This is a genomic window from Schlesneria paludicola DSM 18645 (assembly GCF_000255655.1).
GTDB lineage: Bacteria > Planctomycetota > Planctomycetia > Planctomycetales > Planctomycetaceae > Schlesneria > Schlesneria paludicola.
Genome location: NZ_JH636434.1, coordinates 3,127,839 through 3,145,332, shown reverse-complemented (window position 1 = coordinate 3,145,332; position 17,494 = coordinate 3,127,839). Strand labels below are relative to the sequence as shown.

At 57.4% G+C, this 17,494-nt stretch carries 13 protein-coding genes; 5 read left to right on the top strand and 8 right to left on the bottom strand.

From position 1 onward, the window contains the following. Positions 1-157 precede the first annotated feature (157 nt). Together OSO_RS0115470 and rsmD are read left to right on the top strand one after the other, a co-directional pair. Positions 158-2,884: a DNA translocase FtsK gene (locus OSO_RS0115470; protein ID WP_010584157.1), complete on the top strand. Its 2,727-nt coding sequence runs from the start codon at positions 158-160 to the stop codon at positions 2,882-2,884. Between the two features lie 48 nt (positions 2,885-2,932). Beyond that, positions 2,933-3,553: a 16S rRNA (guanine(966)-N(2))-methyltransferase RsmD gene (rsmD, locus tag OSO_RS0115465; protein WP_010584156.1), complete on the top strand. Its 621-nt coding sequence runs from the start codon at positions 2,933-2,935 to the stop codon at positions 3,551-3,553. A gap of 289 nt (positions 3,554-3,842) precedes the next feature. Here the strand turns inward: rsmD and OSO_RS43660 are convergent, their stop codons facing one another. From OSO_RS43660 to OSO_RS0115440, 5 genes are all read right to left on the bottom strand, one after another. After that, complete coding sequence (locus tag OSO_RS43660) at positions 3,843-4,265, bottom strand: TadE family protein (protein ID WP_010584155.1); 423 nt, start codon at positions 4,263-4,265, stop codon at positions 3,843-3,845. A gap of 55 nt (positions 4,266-4,320) precedes the next feature. Then, positions 4,321-5,547, bottom strand: a complete 1,227-nt coding sequence (locus OSO_RS0115455) for a vWA domain-containing protein (protein WP_010584154.1) — start codon at positions 5,545-5,547, stop codon at positions 4,321-4,323. After that, a complete protein-coding gene (locus OSO_RS43655; RefSeq protein ID WP_010584153.1) occupies positions 5,544-5,972 on the bottom strand; it encodes a TadE/TadG family type IV pilus assembly protein in 429 nt (142 codons plus the stop codon). Before OSO_RS43655 ends, OSO_RS0115455 begins: the two co-directional genes overlap by 4 nt. Positions 5,973-6,124: 152 nt before the next feature. Beyond that, positions 6,125-6,865 carry a class I SAM-dependent methyltransferase gene (locus OSO_RS48035; protein ID WP_050986116.1) on the bottom strand — a complete coding sequence of 247 codons (741 nt, stop codon included), beginning with the start codon at positions 6,863-6,865 and terminating at the stop codon, positions 6,125-6,127. Between the two features lie 367 nt (positions 6,866-7,232). Continuing rightward, on the bottom strand, positions 7,233-7,571 hold the full coding sequence (locus tag OSO_RS0115440; RefSeq protein ID WP_029247057.1) for a hypothetical protein: 339 nt from the start codon (positions 7,569-7,571) through the stop codon (positions 7,233-7,235). Between the two features lie 205 nt (positions 7,572-7,776). Between OSO_RS0115440 and OSO_RS0115435 the strand changes: the two genes are divergently transcribed. Both OSO_RS0115435 and OSO_RS0115430 read left to right on the top strand, forming a co-directional pair. Beyond that, positions 7,777-9,432, top strand: a complete 1,656-nt coding sequence (locus OSO_RS0115435) for an aldolase/citrate lyase family protein (RefSeq protein ID WP_162130548.1) — start codon at positions 7,777-7,779, stop codon at positions 9,430-9,432. Positions 9,433-9,704: 272 nt separating this feature from the next. Then, positions 9,705-10,358: a phosphatase PAP2 family protein gene (locus tag OSO_RS0115430; protein WP_010584149.1), complete on the top strand. Its 654-nt coding sequence runs from the start codon at positions 9,705-9,707 to the stop codon at positions 10,356-10,358. A gap of 207 nt (positions 10,359-10,565) precedes the next feature. Here OSO_RS0115430 and OSO_RS0115425 read toward each other — a convergent pair whose 3' ends face one another. Genes OSO_RS0115425 through OSO_RS0115415 form a run of 3 tightly spaced genes read right to left on the bottom strand, consistent with a single transcriptional unit; the run spans position 10,566 to position 16,555 of the window. After that, entirely contained in the window at positions 10,566-12,005 is a 1,440-nt protein-coding gene (locus tag OSO_RS0115425) for a proton-conducting transporter transmembrane domain-containing protein (protein ID WP_010584148.1), read from the bottom strand. Then, on the bottom strand, positions 12,002-13,408 hold the full coding sequence (locus OSO_RS0115420) for a proton-conducting transporter transmembrane domain-containing protein (RefSeq protein ID WP_010584147.1): 1,407 nt from the start codon (positions 13,406-13,408) through the stop codon (positions 12,002-12,004). The genes OSO_RS0115425 and OSO_RS0115420 overlap by 4 nt, the downstream gene beginning before the upstream one ends. Before the next feature lie 45 nt (positions 13,409-13,453). Continuing rightward, positions 13,454-16,555, bottom strand: coding sequence for a DUF2309 domain-containing protein (locus OSO_RS0115415; RefSeq protein WP_010584146.1), 3,102 nt, complete (start codon positions 16,553-16,555; stop codon positions 13,454-13,456). A gap of 207 nt (positions 16,556-16,762) precedes the next feature. On the opposite strand from OSO_RS0115415, the gene OSO_RS0115410 reads away from it, so the two are divergent. Next, on the top strand, positions 16,763-17,464 hold the full coding sequence (locus tag OSO_RS0115410; RefSeq protein WP_010584145.1) for a response regulator transcription factor: 702 nt from the start codon (positions 16,763-16,765) through the stop codon (positions 17,462-17,464). The last annotated feature ends 30 nt before the right edge of the window (positions 17,465-17,494 follow it).

The following is a 17,494-nucleotide window of genomic DNA, read 5'->3' as shown; positions in this document are numbered from 1 at the left end:
TCGGTTTAATTGGCGTGACCCGATCAGGTGTGGCGAAAACGCGTCGCAACCTGTGGCTTTTTTTCATCGTCTCGCGAAATCGGTGCTAGGTTTTCTCAAGAGAGTTTTCTCAGGTGGCGAGCGGTGTTCGCTCACATTGAGGAAACTCGGTCCTGGTATGCCGTTGGACCCTGGATTTCGACGGCAGAGCCAACAGGCATCAGCTCGCGACCGCATTGTGACGGGGTGGGTTGGCCTGGTGAGCTCGACAGGCGAAGGGACTCATGCTGGCGAGGGAATCATGATCGACTACGGGCGGCTCAGGACCGATCTGCTGGCGCTCGCCGTGCTGGCGATGGCCGTCTTTGTCGGATTGAGCCTCGTCAGTTATCACCCTGCAGATCCGCCTGCCCATGTGATCTATCCTCCCCACGCACATCCGACCAATTTGTGCGGATTCGTCGGGGCACGCGTGGCTCATGATCTGATCGTTTCGTTTGGAGCCGGGGCGTACTTCGTCCTGATCGCACTGATTGTCCTCGATATTCGCCTGCTCGCCCGCGACGTTTATCGTGATCCCGTCGTTCGGTTCTGTGGTGCGTGCCTGATCGTGACCGCCGTTTCGGTCACGGCGCAATGGTACATGCCGCTCTCTGTGTCCGGTTCGATGACGGGTAGTGGTGGCTATCTGGGGGCTTGGGGCGCGATCTTGCTCGACCAGCACTTCTCTCGTGTTGGCAGCCTGATTTTGTTGGCCACGATGACTTTGGCTGGCCTCTTGCTGACGGGTGAACAGCACTTGGCGAAAACCGCAGTCTGTTTTTCTTTGCTCCCGATCACAATGTGGAGTCGCCTGGCATTCGGACGTCGTCCGTCTGATCCGCCGCGCGTCAAGCCCGCGGTACCCGTTGATCCTCGTCCCCCGGTTCAGGCCGTGCCCAATGAGGCAGAGATCCAGACCATCCCCATGTGTGAGTCGGCGTTTGAACCGGTGGTCGAGCCGGAATTGGTTGCGTCACCGATTCGGATCAACGCGCCCCCGGTCTTAGTCCCCGCTCAGACAACGCAAATCATTGTGCAAGATGGTGCGTTGTCGCCGGAAGCGGCAGCGGCCATCGCGACGATCTTGACGCCGTGCGAAGAACCTCTGGAATCGATTCCAGAGGCGGTCGTGGATTCAATTCCACTGGCGGAAGAGATTCCGGTCGAAACCGTTGCGCTTCACGACGAAATCGTCGAGGAACTCGAACCTCTGCCGATTCCCGCTGACGAACCCCACGTGACCGAGTTCTCGCTGTCACCCGATCGTTCACCGATTCGTGTCAATCCGCCTGTGGGGATGACGCCCGTCGATGTTGCCTCATTGCCAGAACCCGCGTTCGAACGGGTTCCGCATCGTCTGCCCGAGACGGCGATTCTCGAAGACGCCGAGGCGTTTCCGTATGATATCCTGGCTGCAAAAGCGCAGTCCGCCGCGGCGAAGCTGGAAAAGACATTCCAGGAGTTCGGGCTGAACGTCAAAGTGGTCGAAATTGACACTGGGCCCGTGATCACTCAGTTCGAACTGGAGCTTGAAAAAGGGCTGCGGCTGTCCAAGGTGACGTCGCTGGCCGACGATTTGGCAATTGCCTTGCGCGTCCCGTCTGTGCGCGTGATCGCGCCGATTCCGGGCAAGAACACGGTTGGGGTGGAAGTTCCCAACGATGTGCGGGTGATGGTACGTTTGAAGGAGTTGATCGATTCGTGTCGCGCCGACATTGAATCGAAGGCGATTCCCATGTTTCTGGGCAAAGACGCGAGTGGAAAGCCGCTCGTCGTCGATATGTGCAAGATGCCGCACCTGTTGATTGCCGGCCGCACGGGGACAGGAAAAAGCGTCTGCTTGAATACGCTGATCGTGTCGATGCTGATGACGCGGACACCCGAGCAGGTCAAGATGCTGATGATCGACCCAAAGATGGTCGAATTGAGCCCGTATAGCCGCATCCCGCACCTCATGCATCCGGTGATTACCGACATGAAGAAGGCGGAAGCCGTGCTGGGGTGGGCCGTCGAGAAGATGGAAGAACGCTACCAGTTGCTGTCGGCCGTCGGTGTTCGCCACATCGACAGTTTCAACAAGCTGGGCCGTGAGAAAGTCCTGAAAAAGCTGGGGTTGGAAGCCGATTCCGAAGAAGCCGCGTTGATTCCGGAATCGATTCCGTACATTGTCATCGTCGCCGACGAGATGGCAGATATGATGATGACTTCCGGTAAGGACGTCGAAGGCCATATCATACGGCTTGCGCAGAAATCGCGTGCCGTCGGGATCCATCTGGTTCTCGCGACACAAAAGCCAACGGTGGATGTGATCACGGGACTGATCAAATCCAATCTGCCGGCCCGAATTTCCTTCCAGGTGGCCAGCCGCATGGACAGCCGCGTGGTTTTGGATGAGATGGGGGCCGACAAACTGTTGGGCAAAGGAGATATGCTGTACATGGCCCCAGAAACGAGCGCGCTTCAGCGTGCTCAGGGGACGTACGTCAGCGACGACGAAGTCAACAAAGTGATCGAGTTCTTCGCAGATCAGGAACCCGAATACGATGAAGAACTCGTTCAACTGAAAGCCGCTCCGGCGTCGGGCAAAGGTGGAAAAGGCGGCGGATCGAGCGAGCCGCGTGAGCGGGACGATTTGTATGACGATGCCGTGGAAACCGTGATTCGCGAAGGACGCGGAAGTGTCTCGCTGTTACAACGAGCACTTGGCGTCGGATACGGACGTGGAGCCAGAATGATCGACTGGATGGCCGAAGACGGCATCGTCGGCGGTTATAATGGCAGCCAGGCTCGGGAAGTCGTCATGTCCCTGGCGGAATGGGAAGAGGTCAAAGAATCACGCGAGATGGCTGGCGGTCGCAGGTGACCGTTACCGGTCATCGCGTCGTGGGTGTTTCGAGTGGAAAGACCGTGAATGCGAATCATTGCCGGACAGTTTCGTCGACGAACATTGCTGACCAATCCTGGTCAAACGACTCGTCCGATTATCGATCGCGCCAAGGTGATGTTGTTTGATCACATCCGTCATCGGATGCCGGGCAGCAAGGTGCTCGACATCTATTCCGGAACAGGCTCGCTTGGCTTTGAAGCCCTGAGCCGTGGTGCGAAAAGTGTCGTATTCTGCGAGCAGGACCATCGCGCCCACGAATTACTCGTGAAGAACGTTGCGAGCTTAAAGGTCGAGGATCGAACGCTGTGCTGGCGCGTTGACTGTCTGCGGTGCTCGTTCAAGGCCCAGGGCGGCGAATGGTATCCGTACGACATTGTCTTTTTCGATCCCCCGTACGTGATGATCGAAAAGGAACTGCATCCCGGCACCCTGCTGTATCGATCGGTGGATCGTTTGACGCGTCCGGAATTGACCAGTGATGACGCCCTGCTGGTCGTGCGCACGCCCAAAGAGGCCAAATTCATCATGCCGCTTGCCTGGGAAACGACGCAAGTACTGACCATCGCCAGCATGGACATCCATCTAATGCGAAAGCGACTCGACCTGATCTCGACACCCGTGGCTGAAGAGCCCGCGGACGAGTAAGCCGTCCGAGAAGGATCGAGACGAGCCACCACGTTGTTCCGGTCGTGGTGGCAACAAATGGGACAGGCACCTTGCGGAGCCAGTCCCATTTATTGTTCTCCTCGTTACCTGAATTCCGCTTGGTGACGCCTCATGCGATCTTGTTTTCTGTCGAGCAGCAGCGTGACCTGGGAACCTCGCACTCACTTCCGATGAGGAGGACGCGTTGCCGAACGGGAACTTGGTGACGAGCAGTTTGAAGAGAAACTCCTCGCGGTCCGCGACCCTCCGAAATCAAAGCGGACTCGGACTAGTTCCCGGCGGTCTTTTCTCGTGTGAGTGTACAGCTTCGAAGAATCGTCTTTGACTTCGTGAACATCGGCGTGATCCATCCCACACTGTCCATGCTGACCGCCACACCAACGGTGATCGTGGTTGTGGTGTCGGTGATCGTTGACGGCGTCACCGTAATGCTGCTGCGGCCGATGAAATTGGCGTCCAGGATCGTTTGCGCGGCGGACGTTGCGGCCGTTGCCGAACCACCGGGAATAATTCCCTGGCGACAGCCGGTATACGCCGAAAACGCGGCCGCATTTGCGATCTGGTTGGCCCGGGCGAATTCGATGGCCCCCACAAATACCGCCAGCACGATCGGGGCGACGATCGCAAATTCGACCGTCGCGGCGCCTTGCCGACGTGACGGGGGTGATGGCTGTCGTCGAATCACGTTCATGGTGGATACTTCGCCGTCAAATCGTCGACGTGGCAATGCACGTCGAGCCGTAAACTTACTTGGTCAGGACGACAGGCAACGAATACGCCAGCTTCTGAAATGCGGCCGTTAAGCTCGCGGCGTCACTGGCATAGTAGAACTGGCCACCCGTCATCGATGCGATCCGTTGAGTCGTCGTTTGATCCGAGTTCTTCAGAAAGCAGATGCAATGAATTGTGATGTTTTTCGCCAGCGCATCCGATGCAGCGACCACCGGGTCGCGTCCCGAGTTCCATTGCCCATCGGTCATCAGAATCATCACTTTTTTGGCGTACGGCCGAACATTGCTGGCGGTCAGGATCGCCGTCCCTTGATCCATGCCGGCAGACATGTTGGTCGCGCCCAGCATCACGTTTGTCGAACGGGCGCGGACCGCGGCACTGACGGCTGACATCGTGGACGTCAGCCCCAGATCAACTGTCACTGCGGGGGACGTCTGTCCGGTCAGAGAATATTCCGTTGTGTTCGTGCCGATCGTATCCGCCCAGGTGACGACGGCTACACGGGGTGGTGCATTGGCGGCACTAAGAATTTCACAGAACGAACTCACCGCCGCTTGCAGTGCCAGCCAACGGCTGCCGGTCACAGGTGGTGTTTTGATTCCCTGATTGATATTCGTGTAAATCGGCGGCGGATAACTGAATTGGGTTCCAGTCTGGTCAAAGCACATGGAGTGCGATCGATCCATGACCAGGCAAACTTCGCAGGCAAATGCCGACGCAACGGACGTGTTTGACGTCGAATACGTTTTCGTGCCCAGGATCGGGCCGAATAGCAGCGGGACGCTGCCGTTTGTACTGGCGTTCGACAGGATTGATGTGACCTGCACGGCCTGCGAGGGCTTCAATCCCGCGACGAAGGCCCAGGTTCGATCGGCCTGCTGAATCGACTGTCCCAGCACGATGTCCGAGGCAGAGATGGAGAGCGGTTTTCCGGCAACTTTGTTCAGCGATGCCATGGCGATGGCCGCAGCGGTGGCCTCCGCGTCCGCTTTCCCCTGCACCAGTGCGGATGTTCCCGCCTTGGCGGCGGCATCCGTCGCCGCTTTCAATTGCGTTCGGACGAGTTGAATGTAGGCCACGTCGATTGACAGCGCGGCCATCGCGATCAGCACCACGACAAAGACGGCAACCAGCGGAATGACGGCGCCGCGTCGTTCAGATTGTGAGTTCGCCCCCATTCCAGGGCGATGCTCAATTCCACCGAGCATTTTTTTCCGACTCCAAAATTCAATCCAGTTCATAAGCGAGGGACCGTGTAGTTTGCTGTAAAAGTACGTCCGCTTAGACACCAACTCGTCACAGAATTGCTGCTGAGCTTCGCCGAACAGGTAATGACGATTGTGGTGCCAACCGGGGTGTTGGCATCGACATTGGGGTTGACCGCAATCGTCGCGGATTTAATTCCCAGTCCCGTCAGAACGGTGTTGGCACGCGCGATACCCGATGCCGATGTACCCCCGATTGCGGAAACGACATTCCCCGCTTCATAGGCCGAGGCGGTCAATGCCTGCTGTAGAAAGACAGCGTTGGAAGTCTCAATGACTCCGAACACGAGCGCCGCGATCATGGGCAGGCACACCGCAAATTCGACCGACGCCGCGCCGGAACGCCGATCTGTTCGCGGACGTCTGGCCGACCGACGGGCCATTTGAACGTTGAGGGACATCAATTCAACTCCGAGTATGACGACGACAACCGCCGCCCCCGGAACCTTACGTCAAATTTAGAATGTGGCAAATGAAACGAGGCGAATGCACGGTGATCTGTGAATTCGCCAGCTGTGAGCCTCAATGTCACCCAAGTTTCTGAAACAGGCGACTAAGGGCGTCTGGCGACAAACCACGTCTGTCGAATGGAACGTCCGGTAGCGACGCGGACGTCCTGAAAGCCCACGTTCTGCAGCATCGTGTGGACTGCCGAGGCCGGGTGATAATGCCGCATGAATTGCGGGCTGGTTGGCCAGCCGCGCCATTGCTTCACCCCGATCCCATAGAGGACGGTTCTGAGTGCCAGGCTGGCACGCGTCACCAGCGAGAATGGCTCCATATTCATTTGAAAGACATACTCGCCATGCGGACGCAGCAACCGATACGCGTCCTCGGAATAGCGTGTCAGCGTTTTCCAGTTCAGATAGTGGAAAACTTCGTTGGCAAATATCGTGTCGTAGGTTCCGTCCTGTCCCGGCTCGATGGTGGTGAGCGACATTGGGCGGAAGGTCACATTGGTCGAGGAATTGTGTGATTGCGCTTCGACGAGCATGGGCTCTGCAATATCAACGCCGACCACTTCGCCGAAATGCTCAGCGAGGCAGTACGACAGTCGGCCGATCCCGCACCCGATATCGAGCAGGCGCAACGATCGCCCGGTCTTCATTTTTGCCGCACTGAGAGCGAGTGCGACTTCTTCGCGGCCCGATTGCAGAATCTCGTCCCAATTCGCGTTGGCACTCAGCGTGCGATCGATGGTTTTCACCCCGACGCTGGCGAGCGACTGTCCCCAGTATGGATCATCTTTTGCAGGTTGAGAAACAGGTGCATTCATCGCGTGACTCTGAGACATTTGCCAACTCGTCAACCAGGGCGTCTGGATCTGTTTCGACACAACAGCTGCTCATTCAGCGAACAAGAGACGTTGCGCAATCAGGGCTCTGAGAATCGAGTTCTCGTGGAGCGTCAAATCGGAACTGATACGTGGATGAACTCGCTGTAAGCCAGCCAGTTTGCGGGCGAGGCTCACGAACCTGTCTGGACCGTGGGGCGATGCCATTAGTGACTATATCACGCCTTTCGCAAGCGGGCGGACATCCTGATCGCCCTTCCGTCAAATGCGGCGGGCCCGCCGTTACGACCTGCACGACTGGACTGATCCCGTCAGGTTGATCAACCGATGTGATCCATCAGACGGCGATGAACGGCCGGTGATCGCATCAGTTCTCAGGTGCGAATTGCTCGTAGCCCAGTTCACGTAACCTGCGTGAGAGGAGTTGCAGCCGTTCTGATTCCTTCAACCCGTTCAACACCCCGAACAGGACGCACCCCATGACGATGCTGGTCACATCGACGACGCACATCGGGAGGTGGAATGGTTTCAGGTCCGCGAAGATCTCATCGGCACTACAGTACTCGCCAAATTTCTGGCCATTGTACAGCATCTCGACGCCACAAAAATCCGGAGCCCATTCGTAGTCGAACGGGCCGTATATGCGCCGGCGATGCTTCACCCAGAAACGGGTGCCGTCCATTTCGATACCATGGCTGCCAGACACGATGGAGCCTTCACAAATGGCCACAAACTCTCACAGAGATTGATTTGATGATAGAGATCGCGTCGTTTTCATCAAGATGGGATGGTTCCCTCTGTTGAGCGGCACAAGCCCCTGTCGATACGATCCCCAACGAATTGTGTATCGAATTTGCAATGCGGCAATTATTGCCGATTTCTTCGCCCAGGTGCGCTTTCCGAGGTTGTCGATGAAAACCGCCGCCTTGACCAAATTTCGCCGCAAGCTGGCCGAGGATCAACCGGTCTTCGGCATGTGGATCACGTTGGAATCGCCCAGCGTCACCGAGATTGCGGTGGGCCTGGGGCTCGATTGGGTCGTGATTGACGCGGAACACGGGCACCTCGACTGGAAAGAAATTGTCGAGCATCTGCGGGCGACGGTTCGAAGCGACACCGTCGCGCTGGTCCGCATTGCCGAAAACAACGTGGGATTGATCAAGCGAGCCCTGGATATTGGCGCTGACGGCGTTGTCGTCCCATGGATTGAAACCGCCGAACAGCTTCGACAGGCCGTGGCGTACTCGCACTATCCCACGGACGGGGTTCGAGGAATCGGTGGCGAACGTGCGACCTGCTGGGGGCAATGTCTGGTCGAACACACTGCCGAAGCCAACGAAAATGTGCTCGTGGTTCCGATCGTGGAAACCGTTCGCGGCATTCGCGACGTGCCGTTGATGTGTCAGGTCGACGGCGTCGAGGTGATGTTCTTCGGTCCAGCCGACCTTTCCTCGAGCGCCGGGCATCGCGGCCAGTGGGAAGGGCCTGGTGTCGCGGAACAGATTCTCCAGGCCAAAGACGCGATTCGCCGCTCGGGGCGACACTGCGGATTACTCGCAACCAGTCAGGAAAACCTGCGCGAACGTCAATCGCATGGGTTTCGAATGATCGGTCTGGGGATGGACACCGGGCTACTGGTCCGATCGATCCGTTCGTCTCTGGTGGCAGTTGGACGCGATCGCGCGATCCAGGCGTCGTTTGTCCCAACGGCGTCCACGGTGCCTGCAGCCCCGCTCACCCGTCCCCCCGAATCGATGCGTCCCGACCGCGACGAACTGATGAATCCGGTGGGCAGCGGGCCACGTGTCGAAATTGCGCGCGGAGTGAATTTTGAGTGTCTGGTCGGACGCCATAACAGCGCGCGCAATTTGACGACGGGCATCGTCACGTTGACGCCTGGCGCCGTCTTGCCCTATCACACGCACACCTTCACCGAGTCGATCACACTGCTGAGCGGATCGGTCACGATTGACGTGGAAGGCCGTTCCTACGCAATGAAGAAGCTGGACAACGCCGTCATTCCGCCGGGCGTGGCACACGCCGCTCGAAATAGCTCGATGACCGAAGCGGCCGTGCTTCATATCGCGATGGCTACGGACACCCCCGCGCGAACCCTCGTGGATCGGTTTTTCACGCGCCGGTCGATGCCCGATGATGCGACCGGGATTCCCGGTGCGGAACGCGTCAATCGGTTCGCAACGGCCAAACGAGGCGTTGCGGGGCCGAATACGGAATTCATCGACTGCTTCAACGAAGATCTGATGCCGGGCATCGAAATGAGCGGCGGATACGGACTGTTTCAACCGGGCGGACGCCTTCCCGCGCACGTTCATGATTTCGATGAATCGATCTGCATCATCTCGGGTACGGCGATGTGCATCGTGGAAGGTCGGCGATATGCGATGAGCGATTGTTCGACAGCCCTGCAGCCACGCGGACGCGTCCACTACTTCATCAACGAGTCAAAAGGCCCTATGGAAATGCTCTGGGTCTACGCCGGCCCTCGTCCAGAGCGGATCATCGTCGACGAACGTTGCGCGACGGTTGAAGGAAATCCATGGAAATGAATGACTGAGCGACCGATGTAATCGTGTGGTCGTTTCGTCGATTGATTCAGGTGAGCCGGTTGCGCCAGGCGTGTTGAAATCCTAAGGACGGGCTCCGCTCAGACTCAAAAAAACAAGACAACATGAACGTCCGGCTGCTTGCCTCTGTAAGTTCAACACGCCGGTCAGATCTCGACGTTTCGATTCTCAGACAAATCGAACTTCCCTGTCGAAATTGATCTGAACTATGATCCGCGCAGGACGTCATTGAAGTGTCTGTGGAGCGCGTGCGGATGGATGCTGTTATCGGGGGCGAATCATTGAATCACGGTGAGCGATCCCGACTGAAGCCGGGCTGGCTGGTGCCGGGTCTGCTGCTGGTGGCAAGTGCCTGTTCGTTGCTCATTGATGTGCCGCTTGCGACTGTGTTTGCCGCAAAGCAGTTGCCGGAAGGAATCGACCGTCCGTTGCGCGAGATGCTGGAGATCTGCGAGGCATTCGGGCACGGATTTGGTGCTTCGCTTATTCTGATTACGGTTGTCGTATTGGACCCGCGTCAGAAGCGATGTCTCGGTTGGATGATTGCCGGCTCGCTGGGGGCCGGACTGATGGCGAACTGTGTCAAACTGCTCGTTCGCAGGACCAGGCCACGCGATTTCAACTGGTCTGCGACATCGGTCTGGGACACGTTCGTCCGTGATTACAACGAGAGTGGGGCGATGCAGAGCTTTCCCTCGTCCCATACCGCACTGGCCGTGGGGTTGGCCGTGGTTCTGACATCGGCCTACCCGCGTGGTCGCTGGTTGTTCGTCGCGATGGCAATCCTGGTTGGAATGCAGCGGATTGTTTCGTCCGCACATTTTCCCAGTGATGTTTTTGCCGGTGCAGCAGTTGGATGGATCGTCGGTAAAGCCAGTGTCTCGATGATGCGGCCTCGCTCGGAGTAAATTCGAGCCAAGCTCCTCGTGCGGCGTCACGAACCGAAACTCGAGTTGTGAGCGATGGCAGCGGCGCAGTCGGTGAAGCGGTGGCTTCTCGACTGCTCGTGTTTCGCGGACTGCTCGACGACGGGGGGGCGAGCAACGGCATCCGATCCCTCATTCGTGATCCCGCCCCCGCCCCATGCAACTTGTCAGTATGTGCATGGTTCTGGCTTATCCGGCCTCGTGTCCCGAGTGAACGTCCTCTGGGATGGGGTGGCCTGAAATCGCGCTGCGTGATTTCAGAATTCGATCCGACGCACGCTGGCGTGATGCCACGTTGTACTGCGGCATCAGGCCGCCGATGAAGATCAACGCCATCAGCGTGAAGACGGCGAATCGTTCACGTCGACAAATCCCCAGTGAAACCATCGAGTGATGCTGCGTTCCGGTGAAGAGGCGGAAGTAGGCATGTACAACGGCGATGCCACTGAGTGTTGATGCAATGACGACGGCAACCCCCACGAAGGGAAAGGCTTCAACAGCGCCATCGACCAACATTTCCGTTCCCACAAAACCGAATGTTCCGGGAAAGCCGACGCTCGCCAATCCCGTGATCAGGAACAGGGCCGCAAGGGCGGGGGTGTGGTTGTAAAGCCCTTGAAAATTGACGAGCGACAATCGGCCACGGCGGGCCTCGAGCGCGCGAAGTGTCAGGCCGAATCCCCCCAGCGAGACGCTGACAGCCATCCACATGCAAAGAGCCCCCGTCAGGCTGATTGGCGTGACCGCTTCCAGTCCAACCATCACGATTGCGGAATAGCTCAGGAACAAATAGCAAAAAAAACGGCGGGCATCGGTCTGCACCAAAGCGATTCCCGCCGCATAGACCGTCGTCATCAGAGACAACAGGCCGATGGTCCGCATGACCCAGTCCGGGGCGATCGGAAGCACCAGGCGAATCGTGGCATAGGCTCCGACAAGTGGCATGGCAACCAGTAACGCGGTTCCGAACGTGGCGCGCTCAAACAGGTCACTCATCCAGCAGTGGAAGGGAGCGATCCCGCTACGGATGAAGACGGCGATCAGCAGCGGAATAATGGCAACAAGCGAATGGACGCGCTTCTGGCTTTCCATTTCCACGAATGTCCAACCGATGACCAGTAGGATGACGAAGAGCAACATATGCTTGACGTAAACGCCGGTATTTTGACCACGAGCCCGCAACTCGACATACGGCGGGATCGTTCCCGCGGCAAGCAGGGCAATGATCAACCACGGGTCTTCACAGCTGAATGTTGCCAGGACGATCGCTTCTGAGACCAGCGTCCAACCGAACGAGAACCGTCGGATCTTCGTCCGCAGGGTTGTTAGTGTCACCAGAAAATAGAGGAGCGCAACCAGAGATAGCAGCGGTGCACTTAGCGGGTCGATCACGAAGATGGGACGCCCCACCAGATCTGTCAGCGGATTCCACAGATCCTGAGCATCGCCTTGCGGGAGCAGGAATTCGTAGTCAATCCACGCACCGACCGATGTAAACAGTGCCAAGCTGTTGAAGACCAGCGAACGCCGACTGGCGACGAACGGATCACGAACAAAGGCGACCCAGATGGCGCCGAACAAGCAGATGAAGACCGATGCTTCGAGCCAGGGAAAATTCAGTTCACTCATAGTAATTCCTCCAGCGTGGCGGGCGTCTCTGAAGGAATTGGTTCCACCGTCTTTGTTCCGGACAACTTCTGTGTCCAGCGGCGTTCGAGTGCATCACAGTGCCGCAAGACATCGAGGAATGGCCGTACGAGCTTCACTTTGAGAAACGCGTCGAGGTACCCGCGCTCCAGGGCCAGACGATAAAACCAGGTGCGCTGCTGTTCGCTGATGCGACTGAGCCAGGCACCGGAAAACTGCGGCAATCGTTCGCCGATCGCGTCTTCCATGATGCGGTAGTCGTGCAGAATGGTCGGGGCACGCAGGAACTGCAGTGTTCGTAGACAACCGTGACCGAGGATGTGAATCAACGCCAGGTACTGAAATCCCAAACCAATTTCGACGAAGATCAATCCGACTTGCGTCATCGAGGCGAACGTGAGTGCGCTTTTGATATCCGTCTGAACTTCCCCTGCGAACTTGGCGAAGATCGCGGTCGTCAAGCCCACCAGAACGACAATGACCTGCAGTGGAACAGACTGGTGCAGAATGGGGCTGAAACGCAGCAAGAGAAAGGCGCCCAAGTGAACGGACAGGGCGCCATAGAACACGGCACTGGATGGCGTGGGGCCTTCCATGGCGCGGGGTAGCCAGCCTGAGAAAGGGACCATCGCCGATTTTCCCATCGCGGCGACCAGCAACAGCAGACCAACGAAAAACGCCTGACCCGACGTCAGTACGGTAGTGCCAAAAGGCCATTCGCCAATCAAGAATTGATCGAAATCCCCTTCCCCCTTCATGTGGTGCAGCGCGACGGATGCTAAGAGCAACGCCGCATCCGAAATGCGATACACAATCCAGACGTGCAGTCCGTTCGAAGCCGGGGCCGGACGTTCGTGAAAGTACGCGACCAGCAATGCAGACGACAATCCAATCAGTTCCCAACCGCTGAAGAGCGTTTCGATCGTTCCGGCCAGCGACGTGGTGACCATCCCGACGACGAAGAGCGACAGCAGCACGAAAAAGCGATTAAAACCGGGTTCGCGGTGCAGGTACCGATTGGCGAATGCGCCGACCGTGCCACAGAGCACAAACGTGAGAATCACAAAGGGAACGGACAGACGATCGAATTCAAATTTGAAGACGAAGTGATAGTGCGCGTGCACATGATCACTGACGTGGACCCAGCTGCCAAACGCAATCGGCACCTGCGTGTCGTCGTAAACGAGCATCATAGTTAGCATCGCGACGGCCGCAACGAGCCCTGTCAGAATGCCCGATTGCACGCAGCGTGCAATCGTCCGCTCGGACAGTGGGCGTTCTCGCAGCAACGATGCCAACCCAAGTATCGCGAACATCGCAACGGGGGCACCCACGACAAGCAACCCGAGTGCTTTGAAAGCAAGCTCGCGATCAAACATGGACATGGTTTTGGATTCTTCTCCGATTATTTCATCCGTGGCCGGCCTCGATCAGGCCTCGATCTGTGCAAATCCCAGATGTTCGCGCCAGCCACGATACCAGTCGAGTGACGAATTTGCTTTGGGTAAATCGGTCACGCTGGGGTCGAAGACATGAAATTCATCATCGCGGTAGACAAGAATCTTACTCGAATTGGCGTCAATCAGGGCAAGTTGCACCCAACCATTGTGAATGATATTGCGCACGGTCTCGCTACGGGCCATGATTTGGCGAATGCCGTTGGGAGTCGTTTCTATCACCATTAGCAACCGGACTGGTTCGTGGATTTCCACGCCTTGCCAAGGCAGCCCGGGGCGCAAGTCGCTTTGTGCACCGTCCATCACACCCATCAGCGACGTCACGTTGTGGGGCAGCTTGGTCCCGCAGCCCCAGCCGGGTGAATCGATGTACGAGAAAAAATACTGAAGGTTAATGCCCGAACAGACCGGAACGACGGCACCGAGAATCCGCCCCAGGATCGTGCACTGCTCGTCATCAGCGGCGGGGTCATACGAGTGCATGAAGCAGCGTCGGTCGAGGTACAGACCGCGCGTGCGGCCGCGTCGGCCGACGAAACAGATTGCATTCGAAGCGTTTCCGAACTCGGGCCGCGTTTGCGCCAAGTCCTCGGATCGTCCTTCGACATGCCGACGTGCGCCCGCGAACGACAAATCCAGGGGGGCCGATTGAAACCGCCGACAACGTTCGTGCGCATTTCGTTCGCAGGTGTTTTCCAATTGCACTTTCGCGAATTCGAAATCGGCCTTGTGTGATTCGGGCAGGCGATCAATGTCGTAGAACGTCAATGAATCATTGCAGGTATTGTGCAATCCCCCGAGAAAATGAGTCTCGTCGGGGATCACCAATCCATGGCTTTTGACGATCTCACGCACGCGTGGATCATTCAAGATCGCCGCCAAGGCCCGCGCATTCGGCGCGCCGGCACTGCCCGAACAGGCACCGCAGTCGTAGCAGGACTTGTGCGGATTGTTCAAGCAAAACGAGCCATGTCCAAAGAAGAAAACCAACCTCGCAAAATTGCTGGTCAGGCCGATGTCTTGCAGCAATCGCTCGCCCATCGTCGCCATTTCGTCGACGGTGAAGCCGATTCCGTCACCCGTGGGACCGGGGTTTGGTGATTTTCGTTCCAGTCTCAATCGTGTGATTTGGGGCGGCTGCACAAAGGCACTGGCGCGTCGCCGGATTCTTGATGTCAGACGCGGGAAGAGCACTCGGGCAACCAACGGAATCGAGGCAAGGACACCAAAACTCGTCGTCAACAATGCCCCTGCGGCAATGCTGCGGCTGCGGACATGGACGCTGTGAGACGCGGCACCAAGGACGCGCCGCGTCTTGGCACGGCGAAGGTGCAAGGCTTCTAAAGTCGCGTCGACTTCTTCCGTAATCCAGTGTTGAGGCATGATGACGATGGGGCAGAGTGCGGCATAGTGTGCATCGGCCACGCCCTTGTAATACATCGGCACGCTAAAAAATCCCGCAGCGCCGAATGTTTCCGCCTGGGGGCAGACCTCTTCCAGGTGGCGTCGGAATGATTCCTCGCGCGAGTCGATGCAATAGACCGACTGAAATCTCGGCGATTCAATTCGCTGCGACGGTGACTGACAGTGTACTGATAGTGCGTCGAGTGTTTGCGCCCGCAGGTGTCGCTCGAACGCCTGATGGAAGATCCGGCGGCGCTCCATGCAAGTGAAAGATTCAATCTCGTGAATCAAATCCGTCCAGTCGTGGGCCTGCAACCTGCTTAATGTCGCTGGCGACCAGCCCAGGACCTGCGCCAACTGGAAAATTTGGAATGCTCGCTGCTCGACGCTGGTGTGTGTGACGGTCGGCAAGAACGAGGTTGCAACTTGCCGCAACTCAGCCAAAGGACCGTCGAATTTCAGTAGCTGGCTGGCCGAATACTTCAGGGCCATTCGTTCCAGGATCAGGCGGATGGCCAGAAATTCGATCAGGCTGCCGGGATTGGCTGACAGGGCCTGCCGATCAGGACGAACTTCCAACTGCCAGATCAGACCAGCCCAACCTCGCAAGGCAAGCAGGCTGGCGGTGATGAAATCATTCCACTCATGGTGCGAAACCCCCAGCAGATCGAGCGACTCCATGACCGATTCGATCGGTGTCATGTTGGCATTTTGAATGCGTGTGAGTTCTCCAGGCAGCTGCGCCATCCACTCGTCGGGAGGGCCGCTGGGCTGGGAATACAGCGTCAGGAACGATTTGAAAATTCCTCCGTCTCGATTGGGCAGCGACCAGTTCGCAAATCCTTGATCGGCGAACGAGGCACAGAATCGAATCAGCACGGGGTGGACCAGGCTGTCCGTGTCGAATTCGGTGGCGCGTATGATCAGGTCACGATGTCGCGCGGGCATGAGTACCTGTTCGGCCGAGGGGGCCACGCCGAAGATTCCGTTCCGGCAGATTCGCCAGAGCGCTTGCAGCGAGAAGGCTTCCCACGTGGCGGGTGTCCATCGTTCGATCGACGACTTGCCGAACCGATCGATCAATTCGATGATCGACAACGGATGTTCGCTGGGGGACTGTGGCTGTCGCGGTGCATGATTCAGCTTGGTGCGTAGATCTCGCATCACCCAGTGTTTGGTGTCGATGAGAAAATGATCTCGAACCGACGACGGTGTGTCGGGCCGCAGTTTGGTGAGTGCGTCGGTTTCGGCGACGAACCACTGAAGTTCCTCGGTGGGGCCGGTTCGCAGGGGGTGTTTGAGCATTGCCAGACGCAACTGGTGACGTGTCACGACCGTGCTCACGACGACATCGGCCTGCTCTTTCAAATCGCGGCGAAGCGCCAACGCCAGATCGTCCAGGTGGATTCGATCTTGTGCCAGCTTATCGCGATAGTTGTCTTCGGTCAGATAGGGCTGGCAGCCGAACAGTCTCGCCCCTTTTTGGACGCCTTCATCGAAGGGCAGATCCTCCATCGCCTGCAGCGTGTTCAAGAACACGAATGCCGTGATGGGGCCTTGCGAGGGAAGTAACGCTCCCGCATGTTCGATCAGGCGTTTGAGTTCGGCCGTGAAGTCTGAGTGGGCAGTGCCGGGTGATAGTGGGTCTGTCTGGGGGATGGAATCTTGCACGTGAACTGCTTTACCCTTCGTCCCATTTCTAAAGAATGCGTCATAATTAATATATGAGGGCAAGAAATCGGCGAGAAGGATGGATACACTTACATCCCCGACAGGTGTCACTCTCACTGTATTCGACAGTCAACAATTCTGCTCAGATTCGTCTTAGAGATGGAATAGGCCCCTTGCGCAAATGCGTGCATACAGGAGTGTCAAGAAATGCGAGTTTTGGTCATCGAAGACGACCCGGCAATCGGGAAAGCGCTTGTCAAAGGTTTCACCGAAGCTGGTTATCAATGTGACTGGATGCAAGACGGTGAATCGGGCGCCGCGGCGGCGCAATCGCAACAAGCCGACGCGATTGTGCTCGATCAGATGTTGCCCAAAAAGAGCGGTCTGGAGCTATTGCGAGAGATTCGAAATGGGGGGGTCATGACCCCCGTTGTCTTGCTCACGGCGATGGGGTCTGTTCAGGACAGGGTGACGGGGTTAAATTCCGGCGCGGATGACTATATCCCCAAGCCGTTCGAGTTTGCGGAACTGCTGGCCCGATTGAATGCGGTTGTCCGAAGGACAAGCGTTCGGCCGACTCCTGTCCTGGCCGTCACCGACCTGACACTGGACCTTTCGACGCGGCGTGTATCTCGCGACGGGAAAGACGTCGACCTGACACCCATTGAATTCAGTTTGCTCGAGCTGCTGATGCGATTCGCGGGGCAAGTTGTCACGCGAAAAATGCTGTGTGAACATGTTTGGGGGTTCAACTGGGACGGAACGACGAATGTCATTGAGGTTCACGTCAATCGCTTGCGAGGAAAGCTCGACCAGGGACGTTCGGAATCGATCATCAAGACGATTCGCGGTCGCGGGTATTCGATTGCCGCGGAAGATGTCGTGCCGGTCGAGAAGGTTTCCAGTTGAACCGCCTCAGGCTTAATCGAACTGCCAGGT